The organism is Actinomadura luteofluorescens, assembly GCF_013409365.1.
GTDB classification, from domain to species: domain Bacteria; phylum Actinomycetota; class Actinomycetes; order Streptosporangiales; family Streptosporangiaceae; genus Spirillospora; species Spirillospora luteofluorescens.
Map to the genome: position 1 here is coordinate 1866168 of NZ_JACCBA010000001.1, position 13182 is coordinate 1879349.

The 13182-nt window shown below is 73.8% G+C and carries 13 protein-coding genes; 4 read left to right on the forward strand and 9 right to left on the reverse strand.

Going from position 1 to position 13182, the window contains the following annotated elements; genetic code table 11:
* Positions 1-36: 36 nt before the first annotated feature.
* Positions 37-1581, reverse strand: coding sequence for a M20/M25/M40 family metallo-hydrolase (locus BJY14_RS08495; protein ID WP_179843099.1), 1545 nt, complete (start codon positions 1579-1581; stop codon positions 37-39).
* Between the two features lie 259 nt (positions 1582-1840).
* On the opposite strand from BJY14_RS08495, the gene BJY14_RS08500 reads away from it, so the two are divergent.
* Complete coding sequence (locus BJY14_RS08500; RefSeq protein WP_179843100.1) at positions 1841-3112, forward strand: ABC transporter ATP-binding protein; 1272 nt, start codon at positions 1841-1843, stop codon at positions 3110-3112.
* On the opposite strand, the gene pdxR is transcribed toward BJY14_RS08500, so the two are convergent.
* On the reverse strand, positions 3109-4521 hold the full coding sequence (gene pdxR / locus BJY14_RS08505) for a MocR-like pyridoxine biosynthesis transcription factor PdxR (protein ID WP_179843101.1): 1413 nt from the start codon (positions 4519-4521) through the stop codon (positions 3109-3111). The genes BJY14_RS08500 and pdxR overlap by 4 nt on opposite strands.
* An 82-nt stretch (positions 4522-4603) precedes the next feature.
* On the opposite strand from pdxR, the gene BJY14_RS08510 reads away from it, so the two are divergent.
* Together BJY14_RS08510 and BJY14_RS08515 are read left to right on the forward strand one after the other, a co-directional pair.
* Positions 4604-5212, forward strand: coding sequence for a TIGR03086 family metal-binding protein (locus BJY14_RS08510; protein ID WP_179843102.1), 609 nt, complete (start codon positions 4604-4606; stop codon positions 5210-5212).
* Entirely contained in the window at positions 5200-5625 is a 426-nt protein-coding gene (locus BJY14_RS08515; protein WP_179843103.1) for a hypothetical protein, read from the forward strand. Before BJY14_RS08510 ends, BJY14_RS08515 begins: the two co-directional genes overlap by 13 nt.
* Here BJY14_RS08515 and BJY14_RS08520 read toward each other — a convergent pair.
* The gene (locus tag BJY14_RS08520) at positions 5577-5966 is read right to left on the reverse strand and encodes a MerR family transcriptional regulator (protein ID WP_179843104.1); all 390 of its coding nucleotides are present in this window, start codon (positions 5964-5966) and stop codon (positions 5577-5579) included. The genes BJY14_RS08515 and BJY14_RS08520 overlap by 49 nt on opposite strands.
* Positions 5967-6097: 131 nt before the next feature.
* On the opposite strand from BJY14_RS08520, the gene BJY14_RS08525 reads away from it, so the two are divergent.
* Positions 6098-6967, forward strand: a complete 870-nt coding sequence (locus BJY14_RS08525) for an LLM class F420-dependent oxidoreductase (protein ID WP_179843105.1) — start codon at positions 6098-6100, stop codon at positions 6965-6967.
* Positions 6968-7009: 42 nt separating this feature from the next.
* On the opposite strand, the gene sigJ is transcribed toward BJY14_RS08525, so the two are convergent.
* The 6 genes from sigJ to BJY14_RS08555 all read right to left on the reverse strand — a co-directional run bounded on the left by sigJ (position 7010) and on the right by BJY14_RS08555 (position 13158).
* Positions 7010-7870, reverse strand: a complete 861-nt coding sequence (sigJ, locus tag BJY14_RS08530) for an RNA polymerase sigma factor SigJ (RefSeq protein ID WP_179843106.1) — start codon at positions 7868-7870, stop codon at positions 7010-7012.
* A gap of 58 nt (positions 7871-7928) precedes the next feature.
* On the reverse strand, positions 7929-8381 hold the full coding sequence (locus BJY14_RS08535; RefSeq protein WP_218906105.1) for a GtrA family protein: 453 nt from the start codon (positions 8379-8381) through the stop codon (positions 7929-7931).
* Between the two features lie 93 nt (positions 8382-8474).
* Positions 8475-9644 carry an MFS transporter gene (locus tag BJY14_RS08540; protein WP_179843108.1) on the reverse strand — a complete coding sequence of 390 codons (1170 nt, stop codon included), beginning with the start codon at positions 9642-9644 and terminating at the stop codon, positions 8475-8477.
* Between the two features lie 48 nt (positions 9645-9692).
* Positions 9693-10919, reverse strand: coding sequence for an NAD(P)/FAD-dependent oxidoreductase (locus BJY14_RS08545; RefSeq protein ID WP_179843109.1), 1227 nt, complete (start codon positions 10917-10919; stop codon positions 9693-9695).
* A gap of 115 nt (positions 10920-11034) precedes the next feature.
* Positions 11035-12309 (reverse strand): deoxyguanosinetriphosphate triphosphohydrolase, encoded by a 1275-nt coding sequence (locus BJY14_RS08550; RefSeq protein ID WP_179843110.1) that lies wholly within the window; start codon positions 12307-12309, stop codon positions 11035-11037.
* Positions 12310-12342: 33 nt separating this feature from the next.
* Positions 12343-13158 carry a YdcF family protein gene (locus tag BJY14_RS08555; RefSeq protein WP_179843111.1) on the reverse strand — a complete coding sequence of 272 codons (816 nt, stop codon included), beginning with the start codon at positions 13156-13158 and terminating at the stop codon, positions 12343-12345.
* Between the last annotated feature and the right edge of the window lie 24 nt (positions 13159-13182).

Sequence of the window (13182 nt, forward strand, 5' to 3'; positions counted from 1 at the left end):
GGCGGGCGACCCGCGGGGGGACGGGGGCGCCGCAGGTCAGCCCACCCGGAAGCGGCCGAAGAGCCGGTACATGAACTCCGTGCCCTGCTTGAGGGCCTCGACGGCGATGCGCTCGTCGTTGCCGTGCATCGCGATCAGCTGGTCGTTGTCGACGACGTAGGGGTAGACGCCGTATCCGGGGACGCCCTTGGAGGTCCAGGGCGACAGGCTCGTCCCGGCCTCGAACAGGGCGGGCGCGAAGACCGCGTCCGGGTAGGTCCTGGCGGCGGCGTCGCCGATGGCCTCGAACAGCGGCGAGTCCAGGCTCGACGGCGGCTTGGCCCAGGTCTCGTCCAGCCGCTTGAGGGCGTCCTCCTCCGACTCCCCCGGGTTGCCCGCGAGCGTGACGGTCACGTCGCGGTCGGCGAGGCGCCGCCGGATGGCGGCCAGGAAGTCGCGCGGCCGCTGGCCGCCGGGGACGCCGCGGCAGTTGAGGCGCAGCGTGGCCTTGGACGGGATGACGTTCTCCTTGTACCCCGCGTCCTCGATCACGAAGGCGTGCGTCGTGCGGAGGAGGGCCTGGTGCAGCCACGGGTAGGAGCTGCGCTTGACGACGAGCGCGGCCGCCCGCTCGCGGGCCTGCTGGGACCGGGCGGACAGCAGCAGCCGCAGCGCCCGTTCGAGCGGCCGGTCGTCGGTGGCCTTGGCCAGCGCGCCGAAGTACTCCCGGGTGACGGGGGTGAGCGCGACCGGCGCGAGCCAGGTGTCGATGTCGGTGACGGCGCGGGAGAGCCTGGCGATGGCCGAGTCGGGGTTGGGCTTGGAGGAGTGGGTGGCGGTGCCGCCGGCGGCGAGGTCGAGGTTGAAGTAGACCTTGTCCTGGCGGGTCACCGTGATGAGCATCGGCGTCCGCCGGTCCTTCTGGGCGAGGAACCAGCCGCCCTCGGTGAGCACCATGCCCGCGTTGATCTTGTCCCAGTGATGCTCGGCCAGCCAGTGGGAGCCGTACTGCCCGGCCTCCTCGTCGCAGTCGGTGAGGACGATGATGTCGCGGTCGAACCGCCCGCCCTCCTTGACGTGCCGGAGCAGGGCGCTGATGTTCGCGGAGTTGGCGCCCTTCATGTCCAGGGCGCCGCGGCCGTAGACCTCGCCGTTGCGAACGGTTCCGGCGAACGGGTCGACCGACCATTTGTCACGTTCCACCGGAACGACATCGGAATGTCCGAGCAGGAGCAGCGGCGGCGCCGCGGTGGTCCCCTCGATCCGGGCGATGAGGTGGACGTTGTCCTTCTTCGGCGTGGGGATGATCTGGGCGGGGACCCCCGCCGAGTCCCAGACGCCCTTGAGCATCTCGGCGTAGGGCCGGGTGACGCCGCCCTCCCCGAAGTTCTGGGTGTCGAACGAGATCATCTTCTGCAGCAGGGCGAGCGGGTCGAGATCGGCGGGCGCGGGCCCGCGGGCGGGGCCGGCGAGGGCGGACCGGCCGGCGGGCGCGGCGGCGGCGGTGCCGCCCGCCAGCACGCCGCCCGCGAGCAGGACGGCGCCCGCGCCGGTGCGGTGCAGGAAGGCGCGGCGGCTGACGGGGGGTGGGGAGTCGGGCATGGGAGCTCCTCCTTCGAACCCGGACGGGTTTCGTGATCAAAGGTGACACGGCGGCCCGCCGATCTCCAGGGCGCGGCGCCGTCCCGGCACGGCGCCGGGCGGTTCGAAGCCAGGAAGATCACGCGGTGTCGGAATATACGATCCGATGGCCGGACTCGGCCGGGTTAACGGCGGGTAACCCTGGTTTTACTCTGGACAACTGGGACCGCACCACGATGAGATGTCCCACCGTAGATTTGCCCACCCCCAGGCGGACTCGATGACGGATGTTGTGCTGGACGGCGTCGACAAGGTGTATCCCGGCGGGCAGGTCGCCGTCCGCGACGTCCGCCTGCGCATCAACGACGGGGAACTGTTCGTCCTGCTCGGACCGTCCGGCTGCGGCAAGTCGACCATCCTGCGCATGATCGCCGGGCTGGAGGAGATCACCGGCGGGGACCTCTGGCTGAACGGCACCGTGGCCAACGACCTGCCGCCCCGCGACCGGAACGTGGCGATGGTGTTCCAGGAGGGCGCGCTCTACCCGCACCGCACGGTCAAGGGCAACATGATGTTCCCGCTGGAAGTGTCCGGGGACGACCGCGCCGAGGCGTCCGCGAAGGTCATCGAGCTGGCGCGCGCGCTCGGCATCAACACGATGATCGACCGGCTGCCGCGCACGCTGTCGGGGGGCCAGCGGCAGCGGGCCGCGATCGGGCGGGCGCTGATCCGCGAGCCGTCGCTGTTCCTGATGGACGAGCCGCTGTCGAGCCTGGACGCGGGGCTGCGCACGGAGCTGCGCGTCGAGATCGCCGCGCTGGTCCGCTCCAGCCGCACCACCACCGTCTACGTCACGCACGACCAGGTCGAGGCCATGACGATGGCCGACCGGATGGCCGTGCTGCGCGACGGCGTCCTGGAGGACGTCGGCACCCCCGAGCAGATCTACGAGGACCCGGCGACCGTGTTCACCGCCGCGTTCCTCAGCTCCCCCCCGATCAACCTGCTGCAGGCCACCCTGTGGGCCGTCGAGGGCCAGGGGCTGATGTTCGACCTCGGGCCGCAGCGGCTCACCCTGCCCTGGGGCGACAAGCGGGCGTCCGCGCTGATCAGCCACCACGGCCTGCCCGTGATCGTGGGGATCCGCCCCGACACGGTGATCCCGATCGCCCCGGGCTCGCCCGCCCCGTCCGGGACCGTCCTGTCCGGCCAGGTCCGCGCCCTGGAGTTCCACGGGCACGAGTGGCTCGCCTACGCCGAGGCCGGCATCCCCACGGTGGACGCGAACGAGGTCGGGCGCCCCGAGCGGCCGCAGGTCCCCGCGGCGGCGCGGCCGGGGCTGCGCGACCGGGTGCGGGCGATGTTCGGGCGGCCGGCCGAGGAGGAGCCGGTCGAGGAGCACGCGGGCCACCACCGGCGGTCCGACCTCGTCTTCCGCATCGCGCCCGGCGGGCGGCCCGACCGGGGCGACCGCGTCGCGCTGGCGGTCGACATGGACCGGGTCCTGTTCTTCGGCGCGGACGGCCGGCGCATCACGCCCGTCCACCGCTAGCCGCGCAGCACCCCGGCGAGCCGGCGCATCCCCTCGTCGATCTCCGGCGGCGTCACGGCGCCGTACCCGAAGACCAGCCCCGCACCGGGCGGCCCGGTCACCGCGAACTCCGACAGCGCGAACAGCCCGACGCCCGCGCCGAGCGCCCTCGCGGTGACGGCGGCGTCGTCCGCGCCGTCCCGGAACACCGCGCTCAGGTGCAGCCCCGCCTCGGACGGGACGAGGTCGAGCCGGTCCCCCGGCAGCCCGGCGACCCGTTCGGCGACGCGCTCGTGTCGCGCCCGGTACTCGCGGCGCGACCTGCGGATGTGCCGGGCGAGCAGGCCCTCGTCGATGAACCGGGCGAGCGCGGCCTGCGCGGGCAGCTCGGCGTGCCAGGACGAGACGTAGCGCGCCATCCGGAACGCGTGGTGCAGCGACGGCGGCGCCACCAGGAACCCCAGCCGCAGCACCGGCCGCATGATCTTGGAGAAGGTGCCGGTGTACAGGACGCGGCCGTCCTCGTCGAGGCTCTGCAGCGGCTCGACGGGCCGCCCGCCGTACCGGTACTCGGTGTCGTAGTCGTCCTCGACGATCACCACGTCCCGCCGCCGCGCCCAGTCGAGCAGCGCCCTGCGGCGCGGCAGCGACATCGGCATGCCCAGCGGGAACTGGTGCGAGGGGGTGACGTAGACGGCCCGCGCCTCGCCGGGCAGCGCGTCCACCCGCAGCCCCTCGGCGTCGACCGGCACGCCGCGCACCCGCATCCCCGCCGCGGCGAGGAGCATCCGCACGGGCGGGTACCCGGGGTCCTCCACGGCGACCACGTCGCCCGGTTCGAGGAGGACCCTGACGATCAGGTCGAGGGCCTGCTGGACGCCGGAGGTGACGACGATGTCGGCGCCGCTCGCCCGCACCGACCGCGAGAGGCCCACGTGGCGGGCGACGGCCTCGCGCAGCGCGGGCAGCCCGGCCGGGTCGGCCGCCGAGGCGGGATCGGCCAGCCCCGACGGACGCAGCAGCCCCGACATGATCCGCCGCCAGGCCTCGTACGGGAACAGCCGCACGTCGGGCAGCCCGGCACGGAAGTCCCACCGGATTCCGGGCATCGGCGCAGGCCAGGCGGACACCCCCTCCCACACGGCCCGCGGCCGCAGCGGCGAGACGGCGGGCGCGCCACGCGCCGCGGACCCGGTCTCCCGGACGAACGTCCCCGCGCCCACCCGGCTCGTCAGGAACCCCTCGGCCGCGAGCCGGTCGTAGGCGACGCCGACGGTGTTGCGGGAGATCGCCAGGCGCCGCGCCAGCTCCCGCGTCGGCGGCAATGCCTCCCCCGCGCGCAGCCGGCCGTCCAGGATCGCGGCGCGCAGCTGGGCGTAGATCTGCCCGGCGAGGTCGCGCCGCCCCACCAGGCTCACGTGGAGGTCCACGGCGTCGACCCTAAATCGGCTCAGTCATTCTGCGCAATTTTGGACCTGTACCTGGGCCTCTGGGAGTCCCTAGCGTGGCCGCATGGACCCGCTGAACGAACTGCTCACGACCGATTTCCGGCCACTCGACCGGGAGGCGGCCGATCTCTACCTTTCCGTCGTCGCGCAGGTGAAGCCGGACGCGCTGCGCCTGCCGACGCCGTGCCCCGACTGGACGCTGCACGGCCTGCTGCGCCACCAGGTGAGCCAGGACGAGGGCTTCGCGGCCGCCGCCAGGGGCGAGGGCGCGCGGCTGTCCGCGTGGCGCGGCGGCGACCTCGGCGAGGACCCCCTCGCCGCGGCGCGGGCCTCGGCCGGACTCGTGACCGAGGCCTTCGCCGGGGCGGCCCTGGACGCCCGGTTCGACCTGCCCGAGATCCGCGACGGCGGGGCCTTCCCCGCCGCGCTGGCGATCAGCTTCCACTTCGTCGACCTGGTCGTGCACGCCTGGGACGTCGCCGCCGCGATCGGCACCGCCTGGGAGCCCGGCGCCGAACTCGTGGAGGCCTCCCTCAAGGTCGCCGCCATCGTTCCCGAGGAGGGCCGGGGCCCCGGCGACTCGTTCGCCCCGTCCGTCCCCTCCGCGGACGGCGCGGAGCCGCGGGACCACCTGCTGGCCCTCCTCGGCCGGGACCCCGCATGGCGCTCCTGAGGACCGCGTGGCGCGGCGGGCCCGTCCGGGCGACGGGCCCGGTCCTCGTCAGCGTCACCGATTTCACCTGCGCGCACGCGCTCGACCTGCCGAGGGCCTTCCGCGCGGGCATGGTGCTGCGCCGGTCGTGGCCGGACCTGGAGGGAGCCGTCGGCATGTGGCTGTGGACCGACCTCCGCCGCCGCAGGTGCGGCTCCGTCTCGGTGTGGACCGGCGAAGCCGCGCTGCGCGGCTTCGTGGCCTGGCCGCCGCACGTCGCCGTCATGCGCAGGTTCCGGCGGCGCGGGACGATCCGCGCCGACACCTGGTGGGCCGACGCGTTCGAGCCGGCCGAGACGTGGGCGCGCGCGGAGCGCGTTCTCGCTCAGGCCGGGGCGGGAGCGGCCTCGCAGGTCACCGACACCTCCCGGTAGAAGCCGATCTTCACCTTGATCTGCCGCTGCTGCGCGCGCAGGGTGGCGATCTGCTCCTCGACCCTGCGGTCGTGCTCCTGCAGCAGGTCGAGCCGTTCCTGGACGGTCTCGCCGCCGCCGCGGGCCAGCTCGGAGTAGCGCAGCATCTCGGCTATCGGCATCCCCGTGCCGCGCAGGCAGCGCAGCATCCCGAGCCACTGCAGGTCGTCGTCGGAGAACACGCGCCGTCCCGACGCGTTCCGCGCGATCCCGGACAGCAGCCCGATCTTCTCGTAGTAGCGCAGCGTGTCGATGCTGAAACCGCTCTTCTCGGCGGTCTCGGCGGGAGAGTAGGAGCTCACGCACTCCAGGATCGCACCTGGAGTGCACTCCAGGTCAATGTCCGGCCGGAGCGGCGGCTTGACCTGGAGCGCGCTCCAGGTCGCAGAGTGGGAAGGAGAGAAGCACACCACGAAGCACGCGAAGGACTGCCATGCGCATTGGACTCCAGGTTCCGAGCTTCACCTTTCCCGGAGGGCCGGAGCAGATCGGCCCCGCGTTCGCCCGCGTCGCCCGCGAGGCCGACCAGGGCGGGCTGCACTCGCTGTGGGTGATGGACCACTTCTTCCAGATCGGCATGGTCGGCCCGCCGCAGGACCCCATGCTGGAGGGCTACTCGGCGCTCGCGTACGCCGCGGCGCTGACGGAGCGGATCACCCTCGGGACGATGGTCACCGGCGTCACCTACCGGCACCCCGGCGTCCTGGTCAAGACGGTGACCACGCTGGACGTCCTGTCGGGCGGGCGCGCGTGGCTCGGCATCGGCGCGGCCTGGAACGACGAGGAGTCGCGCGGCCTCGGCGTCCCGTTCCCGCCGACCGCGGAACGGTTCGAGCGGCTGGAGGAGACGCTGCGGATCGCCCACCGGATGTGGGAGGGCGACGAGACGCCGTTCGAGGGCGACCACTACACGCTGGAGCGCCCGCTCAACTCGCCGCCCGCGCTGCGGCGCCCCCACCCGCCGATCCTCGTCGGCGGGGGCGGGGAGAAGAAGACGCTGCGGTTCGTGGCGAAGTACGCCGACGCCTGCAACCTCTTCGACGGCGACGAGCTGCCCCGCAAGCTGGAGGTCCTGAAGGAGCACTGCGAGCGCGAGGGCCGCGACTACGCCGAGATCGAGAAGACGTCGCTGACCTTCTTCACCGGCACGCCCTCGGTCGGCGCCGCCGTCGACACCGTCGGACGGCTCGCCGAGCGCGGCATCGACCAGGTGATCTTCTCGCAGGGCACCGGCCAGGACCTCGCCGGCCTCCTCACCGAGGCGCAGGCCCAGACCGAGAAGATCGTCCCGGCGGGCCGGTGAGCCCCCTCCCGCGCGCCGCGGCGCGGCGCGCGGGGGCTCGGCTCAGACCCCGCGCAGGGACGAGAGCTTCTCCGGGTTGAGGACCCGGCGGAGGGCGGTGACCCGGCCGCCCTCGACCTCCACGGTGTCGACCGCGACCCGCCGGCCGTCCCGCAGCACCAGCAGCTCGCGCCGGCCGTTGACCTCCGCGTACTCCAGCCGCAGCGTCTTGCGGGCGCCGACGCGCACCAGCGCGGTCACCACCCGTCCCGCCCCGGCGATGACCTTGCGGGCGGCGAAGACGTGCCCGCCGCCGTCGGTGGTGTAGGTGGCGTCCGGGTCCAGCAGCGCCAGCAGCGCGGCCTCGTCGCCGCGCTCGTAGGCGGACCGGAAGGCCGCCAGCACCCGGTCGCGCTCGGCCGCCGGGGCCGGGCGCGGCGGCGGCGCCGCCGCGATCTTGCGGCGGGCGCGGGACGCGAGCTGCCGGCAGGCGGCGGCCGACCTGCCGAGCACCCCGGCGATCTGCTCGTAGGGCACCTCGAACGCCTGGTGCAGGACGAACGCGACGCGCTCCGGCGGCGACAGCTCCTCCATCACGATCAGCATCGCGGTGCCGACAGTCTCGTCCACGAGCACCGGCTCGGCGGCGTCCGGCCCGGTCAGCAGGGGTTCGGGCAGCCACGGCCCGACGTACTCCACGCGCCGCGCGCGGGCGGAGCCCAGCACGTCGTAGGCGCGGCGCGCGGCCACCGTGAGCAGCCAGGCGCGCAGGTCGCGCACGTCGTCCAGCGACCCCCGGGCGGAGGCGCGCAGCCACACGTCCTGGGTGATGTCCTCGGCGTCCGCGACGCTCCCGGTGATCCGGTACGCGGCGCCGAACACCGCGGACCGGTGCTCGGCCCATTCGTCGTCGAGTCGGCTCACGCCCGCTCCGTGCCCCGGCCGTGCTCACGCGTGAGGGACGACCCCCGCGGCCCCCGCTTCATGCCGTCGCGGGAGTGAACACCCACTTCTTGTACGACCAGTAGCGGAACGCCGAACCGAGGCCGACGCCCGCGAGGAGCCCCAGGTTGTAGGCGATCCCGCCGTGCAGGCCGAGGGTGTAGTAGGTGAAGCCGGTGCACAGCACCTGGATCAGCAGCCCGACGCCGTTGAGCGCGAAGAAGATCGCGACCTCCCGGCCGGAGCCGTCGCTGTCGCGGTGCCGGAACGTCCAGAACCGGTTGAGCAGGTAGGAGGACAGCGTGGACACCACGGTCGGCACGACGACGCTGGTGACCGGGCTGCCGCCGAGCCACGCCCGCATCAGGTTGGCGCCGAAGATCATGATCAGCGTGCCGAGGCACCCCACGAACCCGAAACTGAGCAGTTCGCTGAGGAAGGTCCGCAGAGCCGGGGCGGAGGCGGCCGTTTCGGCCGGTCCCGACCGCTGCATGGTGCTCACTCGCCCAGACCTTACCTGAGTAGGACATATACAAAGGTCGCAACCCCACCAAAAGATCAACGGGCGCCGCCGGCGGCGCCGTCGTCACCGCTCGGCCGTCACCGCCGCCGGGGCCAGCAGGACGATCAGCCCGACCAGCGCGACCGGGACGGCCAGCGCCCACGCCAGGCCCACGCCCTGCGCGATGAACCCGATGACGGGCGGGCCGCCGAGCAGGCCGAGATAGCCTACGCCGGTCACCCGGGCGATCCCCGCCGCGGGCGGCACCCCGGGCACGTTGCCCGCCGCGCTGAAGGTGACGGGGGCCACGACCGCGACGCCGAGGCCGAACAGCGTGAAACCGGCCACCGCCGCCGTGGGGTCGCCCGCCGCGAGCCCGAGACCGAGCCCGAGGGCGGCGACCAGCGAGCCGCCCCGCAGCACCGGCACGGGCCCGAAGCGCGCGACGACCTGGTCGCCGGTGAGCCGCCCCACGGTCATCGCCACCGCGCACCCCGCGTAGCCGAGCCCGGCCACGCCGGGCCCGGTGCCGAGGTTCTCCCGCAGGTAGATCGCGCTCCAGTCGGCCATGGCGCCCTCCCCCACGAACGAGCACAGCCCGATGACGCCCAGCATGACCAGCGGCCAGCGCGGGGAGCGCGCAGGCGCGGAGGCGTCCTCGTCCGGCTCGGGGAACGCGTCGGCGGAGCGGTCGAGCAGGCCCCGGCAGCCGAAGGCCAGCACGGCGATCAGCACGGCCGCCGCGGCCGCCAGATGCAGCGGGACGGGAACGCCCGCGTGCGCGGCCGCCGCGCCGGCCAGCGCCGCCAGCAGCGTCCCGATGCTGTAGGAGCCGTGCAGCCCGGACATCAGCGGGCGGCCGTAGCCGCGCTCCACGGCGACGCCCTGCGCGTTCATCGCCACGTCCATCAGGCCGAGCGAGGCACCCATCAGCAGCAGCGAGAGGATCAGCGCGGCCAGGTTCCAGGCGAGGCCGAGCGGGACCAGCGCCAGCGCGCCCGCGGCCCCGGCGGCGATCGTCGTCGCGCGGCTGCCCCACCGGCCGACGATCCGCCCCGCGAAGCGGACGGCCGCGACGACGCCCACCGGCGCGCCGAGCAGCGCCACACCCATCGCGCCCTCGCTCAGCCCGAGATGCTCCTTGATCTGCGGGATGCGGGCGACCCAGGCGGCGCCGAGCAGGCCGTGCGCGGCGAACGCCAGCGTCACGGCGGTGCGCGCCCGGGCCAGCGTCGTGATCTTCTCGGTAACCACTCGGCAGACTGTACGTGGCCGACGCGACCGGCCCGGCCGGCGGGCGCCTCACGCCAGGTCCGCGAGCGGCTCCCCCGGATCGGCGAGGCGGGCGGCATCCACCGGGCGCCCGGAGCGGATCAGCGCCTGAACGTCCCCGGTGACGTCCCACACGTTGACGTTCATGCCGGCGACGACGCGGCCGCCCGACAGCCAGAACGCGATGAACTCCCGCCCGGCGGCGTCCCCGCGGTACACGACCTCGTCGTACTCCCCCGGCGCCGCGACGCCCGACATCTCCATGCCGAGGTCGTACTGGTCGCTGAAGAAGTAGGGGAGCTGGTCGTAGACGACGTCCCGGCCGAGCATCGCGCGGGCCGCGGCGGGCCCTCCGTTCAGCGCGTTCGCCCAGTGCTCGACGCGGATCCTGCGGCCGAGCAGCGGATGGTAGGCGTTGGCGACGTCCCCGGCCGCGTAGATGTCGGGGTCGGACGTGCGCAGTGACTGGTCGACGAGGATCCCGTCGGACACCTCGAGCCCGGCCTCCTCGGCGAGCCCGCTGTTCGGCCGCACCCCGATGCCCACGATCACGACGTCCGCGGGCACCTCGGCGCCGCCGGAGGTCACGACCGCCGACACCTGCCCGGCGCCCCAGAACCCGGCCACGCCCTCGTCCATCCGCAGGACGACGCCGTGCTCGCGGTGCAGGTCGGCGAACATCCCGCCGAGCTCGGGCCCCATCGCGGCGTGCAGCGGCACCGGCTCCGGTTCGATGACCGTCACCTCGTTGCCGTGCTCGCGGGCGGCGGCCGCCGCCTCCAGCCCGATCCAGCCCGCCCCGGCCACCACGACCCTGCGGCCGCCGGGCGCCAGCGCCTGCTTCAGCGCGGCCGAGTCGGCCATCGTCCGCAGATAGTGGATGCCCTGGAGCTTGGAGCCCGGCACGTCCAGCCGCCGCGGGGAGGCGCCCGTCGCCAGCAGCAGCTTGTCGTAGGAGACCGGCTCCTTGGTGGACAGCCGGACCTGGTGCGCGCCCCGGTCGATGGACGCGACGGACGTGCCGACGCGCAGCTCCACGTCGTGCTTGTCGTACCAGTCCGCCTCGTGGACGTGGGCCTTGTCCCGGGGCTCCTTGTCCAGCAGGAACCCCTTGGACAGCGGAGGCCGCTCGTACGGCCGCTCGATCTCCTCACCGACCAGCAGCACCCTGCCCTCGAAGCCCTCCTCGCGGAGCGTCTCCGCCGCCTTGGCCCCGGCCAGGCTGGCGCCGGCGATGACGAACGTCTCCTCGGGCATGGTGACCTCCTGTAGTGGACCTGTAGCTATCCCTACAGCGGCCTCTGCCACGAGACAAGGGTTCGTCGTCTGGCGCGTCGAGCGCGTCGCTTCCCGCGCCGGCCCGCACCCCTGGTCAGTACCCGCGCCCGCCGAGCATGCGGTGGCGGGCCATCGCCGACAGATCGGTCAGGGAGGCGATCTGGTCGATCACGGCGCGCAGCCGGGCCGCGTCGTCGGAGGCGTCCACGAACGCGTCGCGGAAGCCGGGGTCGAGCGTGTCGGGCGCGCCCGCGAGCATCATCTCCGCGAGCTCGGTGATCAGCGTCCGCTGGCGGGCCCTGACCTCCTCGTGGCTGATCCACACGTAGTGCGCCGTGATGCCCTTGAGCAGGGCGTTCTCCAGCCGCTGCGCCCGGGGGACGATCAGTTCCGCCGCGTAGCGGGTGAGCGGGCGGTCGCCGTAGGCCTCCCGCGTCGCGGTCTCGGCGGCCAGGCAGAACCGCCCGATCAGCGTGCTGGTCAGGTTCTTGAGGGCGGCGAGGCTGCGCGGGGTGCCGTCGTAGCGGTCGGGCCAGTAGGGCTCGGCGAGCAGCGCGGCGAAGCGCTCCTCCAGCTCGGCCTGGCCGGCGTCGGGGCAGTACAGCTTGGCCGCCGTGGCGGCGACGAGCCGGCGCTCGGCGGGATCGGCGAGGCGGTTGAAGTCGACGTGCCCGGCGACCAGCGCGTCCTCCAGGTCGTGGACGGAGTAGGCGACGTCGTCGCTCCAGTCCATGACCTGGGCCTCGAAGCAGGTGCGGCCCGGCTCGGCGCCGTCGCGGACCCACCGCGCCACGTCCGCGTCGTCGTCGTACACGCCGAACTTGCCGTTCACCGCCTCGGCCTGCGACCACGGGTACTTCATCGCGGCGTCCAGCGCGGCGCGGGTCAGGTTGAGGCCGACGCTGCGGCCGTACAGGGGCGGGCCGTCCGCGGCGAACGACTTCGGCTCCAGCCTCGTCAGGACGCGCAGGCTCTGCGCGTTGCCCTCGAACCCGCCGCAGTCTCGCGCGACGATGTCGAGCGCGTACTCGCCGTTGTGCCCGAACGGCGGATGCCCGATGTCGTGCGACAGGCAGGCCGTCTCCACCAGGTCGGGGTCGCAGCCGAGCGACTTGCCCAGCTCGCGGCCGACCTGCGCGCACTCCAGCGAGTGGGTGAGGCGGGTGCGCAGGCTCTGCACGGTGTCGGCCACGGCGTCGGCGCCGGGCGAGGCGACCTGCGTCTTGGCGGCGAGCCTGCGGAGCGCCGCACTGTGCAGGACCCGGGCACGGTCGCGTTCGAACGCCGTGCGGTCGCGCCGCTTGGGGGGCTCGGGGGCCCAGCGTTCCTTGTCACGGCCGTCGTAGCCCGTGGTCACGTTGATCGTCATGTCCCTACCCAGGGTAGAGGGCCGCGGGGGCCCTCAACGGCCCGGCGAGGGCGTGGACGCGGGCGGGGACGACGCCGGAGGCGACTCGGACGGGTCGATGTGGATCCGCTTGATGGTCTCGTCCGGCACCTGGACGCTCTTGCCCAGCAGCACGTACGACAGGTATCCGCCGGTCTCGCGGACGATGTAGTGGAACTGGGTGTCGCGGGTCTGCACGCTCGGGCCGCTGCGGGTCGGCGACGCGGCGGCCTTGATGCCGCTGTCCTCGGCCATCTTCTTGGAGCGCAGCCCGTGCCACGGGTCGGTGACGATCACGCCCAACGACCAGTGGTGCCGGTCGAACTCCTTGCCGACGGCCTTCATGCTCTCCAGCGTGTCGCGCCCGACGGGCACCTCGAAGACCCGGGAGGCGGGCACGCCGCCCCTGGTGATCAGCCAGTTGCGGCCGGCCCCGGCCTCGGTGTAGTTGTCGCCGGGCGCCTTGCCGCCCACCGTCACGATGGCCGGCGCGACGCCGCCGCGGTACAGCTCCAGGGCGTGCTGGAGCCGCCATTTCAGCGTCGGGGACGGCACCCCGTTGTACTGCGCGGCGCCCAGCACGATGATCGCGTCGGAGCGGGGCCGCTCGTCCTGGCGGGCCTGGTGCCAGATCCGCGCGCCGACGGCGAGCGGCGTCAGCACCGCGATCGCCAGCAGCCCCGCGACGATCCCGGCCGGGATCGTGAACCAGGGCGACCGGCGCCACCGGCCGCGCCCACGGCGCCGCCGCGGCCCGTCGGCCCGGTCGCCGGGCCCGTCCGTCTCGTCGTCTTCCGGCGTGAACTCCGGCAACTCCGCTTCCAACGTCATCGCATCGGACACGTTAGTGAGATG

Bases quoted from the DNA above. Each gene is read 5' to 3' on its own strand.
- BJY14_RS08535 (WP_218906105.1), bottom strand. From the start codon at position 8,381: ATGCAGCGGTCGGGACCGGCCGAAACGGCCGCCTCCGCCCCGGCTCTG.
- BJY14_RS08495 (WP_179843099.1), bottom strand. From the start codon at position 1,581: ATGCCCGACTCCCCACCCCCCGTCAGCCGCCGCGCCTTCCTGCACCGC.
- BJY14_RS08550 (WP_179843110.1), bottom strand. From the start codon at position 12,309: ATGACGATCAACGTGACCACGGGCTACGACGGCCGTGACAAGGAACGC.
- BJY14_RS08510 (WP_179843102.1), top strand. From the start codon at position 4,604: ATGGACCCGCTGAACGAACTGCTCACGACCGATTTCCGGCCACTCGAC.
- BJY14_RS08555 (WP_179843111.1), bottom strand. From the start codon at position 13,158: ATGACGTTGGAAGCGGAGTTGCCGGAGTTCACGCCGGAAGACGACGAG.
- BJY14_RS08545 (WP_179843109.1), bottom strand. From the start codon at position 10,919: ATGCCCGAGGAGACGTTCGTCATCGCCGGCGCCAGCCTGGCCGGGGCC.
- BJY14_RS08525 (WP_179843105.1), top strand. From the start codon at position 6,098: ATGCGCATTGGACTCCAGGTTCCGAGCTTCACCTTTCCCGGAGGGCCG.
- BJY14_RS08500 (WP_179843100.1), top strand. From the start codon at position 1,841: ATGACGGATGTTGTGCTGGACGGCGTCGACAAGGTGTATCCCGGCGGG.
- BJY14_RS08515 (WP_179843103.1), top strand. From the start codon at position 5,200: ATGGCGCTCCTGAGGACCGCGTGGCGCGGCGGGCCCGTCCGGGCGACG.